The 2,459-nt window shown below is 72.5% G+C and carries 3 protein-coding genes; all 3 read right to left on the bottom strand.

Annotated elements, in window-relative coordinates; genetic code table 11:
• Window positions 1–1,007: MAB_1171c family putative transporter (locus ACTIR_RS0100325; RefSeq protein ID WP_034237539.1), on the bottom strand; the 1,007-nt coding region annotated here is incomplete at its 3' end.
• Window positions 1,007–1,549 (bottom strand): hypothetical protein, encoded by a 543-nt coding sequence (locus ACTIR_RS0100330; RefSeq protein ID WP_026452794.1) that lies wholly within the window; start codon window positions 1,547–1,549, stop codon window positions 1,007–1,009. The genes ACTIR_RS0100330 and ACTIR_RS0100325, both read right to left, overlap by 1 nt.
• Window positions 1,550–1,672: 123 nt before the next feature.
• Window positions 1,673–2,140 (bottom strand): helix-turn-helix domain-containing protein, encoded by a 468-nt coding sequence (locus tag ACTIR_RS0100335; RefSeq protein ID WP_007023410.1) that lies wholly within the window; start codon window positions 2,138–2,140, stop codon window positions 1,673–1,675.
• Window positions 2,141–2,459 lie beyond the last annotated feature (319 nt).

Here is a 2,459-nt window from a genome sequence, read left to right on the forward strand (position 1 = left end):
ATCGGCGCCGCCCCGTCCCGCCACCGGCGCAGTGCGTCCACGATCAGCGCGGCCTCCACCCCGGGATCGGCCGCCCCGCTCCGTCGCCGGGGCGCCCCGTCACTCCGGTACGGCGTCAGCACCAGCAGGGCGTCGAGGATGCCGACCACCCGCGCGCTGAGCCGCTCGTGGATGGACCCCCGCACCGTGGTCCGCCGGATCTCGCCGATCACCGGTTCCAGCGTGGTCCAGAGGTGCCGGAGGCGGCGGTACTGGACGTGGCGCCGGCACCACAGCGTCGCCCGCGCGAGTGCGGGCGCGCACACCGGGACGCAGACCCCGACCGCGACCAGCGCCACACAGGCGGCGGGCAGCGCCCAGGCGAGCGTGTCCGAACCGGGGTAGGGGGTTCCGGTGAGGAACACCGCGGTGGTGGCGACCAGTTTGTGCAGTGCCCAGCCGACCCCGAAGGCCGCGCCCGCCCGCATCGTGCGCATCCCCACCTGGAGCCACCGGCGGTCGGTGAGGTGCACGTAGCGGCCGAGGAGGTGCACGAACCGCGCCATGCTCCAGCCGACGTAGCCGCTGAACAGCACCAGGTACCCGTACACCGGTGGCCGGTCGGCGAAGGCGTTCAGGAAATCCGGGCGGTAGGTGAGGTCCGCGGACAGGAACAACGCCGACATGGCCGCGATCGTGGACACCAGGATCACCGCCTGGATCCGGACCGTCCCGCGGGCGCGCGCGGGATCGTCGGTGACCAGGTGGGTGAGCAGACTGTGCAGGCACCAGGCGGCGACCATGCCGATGCCGTTGACCACCAACCGGGTGAAGTTCGGCGACGGTTCCACCCGTGCCGCGGCGGCGAGGACCGCGGGCGCGGACAACGCCGCCGAGAGCCCCGCCGCGATCACCGCCGCACACAGGTACCGGGTCGCCGGGGGGACGGGGCTCCGGGCACTCGCGAACCGGGTCACGCCACCGGTGACGGCCACGAATCCCGCGGCCACCATCACCACCGAGTCCATCAGACCTCGTCGAACGTGCTGGTCAGCCGGGCCAGGGTGGCGGCACTGCCGCGGTCGTCGGGTGGACGGTGCGCACGCGGACGTGGCCGCGGCGCGGTGCGGGTCGCGACCCGTGCGTGCAGCAGGTGCGCGAACTGCTCGGCCTCGAACTCCTCCGTGCCCCCGCTCAGCCGGTCGAGCAGGTGCGCGAAGGCCGCCGCACCGAGGTCGGGTGCGAGCCTGCGCGCCTGCTCGTGGGACAGCAGGCAGCGACCGGCATGGTCGAACAGCATGTGTCCGACCTCGTGCAGGATGATGTGGTCCTGGTGGAACCCGGTGGTGTTCGCCGCGTACGCGATCACGTCGTGGTCGCCGTGCTTGCGCCAGGCACCGGTGGGCTCCCCCGGCGACCAGGACAGCGCGCACAGGTCCACCCCGCGCCCGCGCACCCGTTCCAACCGGTCGAGCCAGGCGTTGACGTCCCACGGCTGCGGGAGCCCGGTCCGGACGAGGACGTCGTCCACCAGCGCCACGCAGCGGCGCCGCGCGTCGGCGTACTTCACCGTGTCGCCCCTTCCCGACGACGGACTGACCGGCCCCGCGGCGTGCGGAGCCGTCCGCACACACCACGGCACGGGACCGGGTGGACACGTGGAGCCACCATGATCCTGACGCATCCCGGCGGATCAGGTCTCGTCGGGTCGGGCCGGTTTGCGGCGCGGGCGGTGGCGTCGTGACCGGGCCTCGTAGGAGCGGATCTCCTCCACCACGGAGGACACCTTCTCCCGCTCCTCGGCCGACAGGCCGAGGATGCGCAGGGTGAGCCTGCGCAGCTCGACGTCGTCGCGGGGGTCGGTCCCGCCGGGGACACCGTCCCGCCGTTGGAGCAGGTCCTGGACCTGGCGCATGACGGCGACGGTCGTGTCGTCGTTGACGAAGTAGTCGTCCGGCACGCCGAAGAACCGCACGATCTTCATCGCGACGCTGTGCCGCGGTTCGTCGCGCCTGCCCGTGCGCAGCTGCCACACGTACTGGCGGGACACCCCCAGGGCCCGCGCCAGCTCCTCGTCGTCGTACGGCCCGCGCGAGTCCGGGTGCATCGTCTCGATGAGGAACGCCAGCTTCTCGGCGAAGGTCGTCGGGCTCTCGCTCATGGGGACTCCGGGGGTTCAGCGGTGGCCCGCGCACTGTACAACCCGTGGCGCATTGTCAACAATTGTTGACTCGGTGTCGCAACACCTGTTAACAGTGATCATGTGGGAGGTCGCGCCGAAGGGGGTGCCTGACCGCGCCCGGGACGAGGGACCCGAACGCACGTCGGTCACGCGACGCGGCCTCCCACAGTCGACGTGCCGAGGCTTATGCTCGGCCGCATGGAGATCACAGAAGCAAGCGCGATCGTCACCGGCGGTGCCTCCGGCATCGGGGCCGCCGCCGCGCGTCGGCTCGCGGCCGGCGGGGCGCGCGTCGTCG

The organism is Saccharomonospora iraqiensis subsp. iraqiensis (assembly GCF_000430445.1).
Classification (GTDB): domain Bacteria; phylum Actinomycetota; class Actinomycetes; order Mycobacteriales; family Pseudonocardiaceae; genus Saccharomonospora; species Saccharomonospora iraqiensis.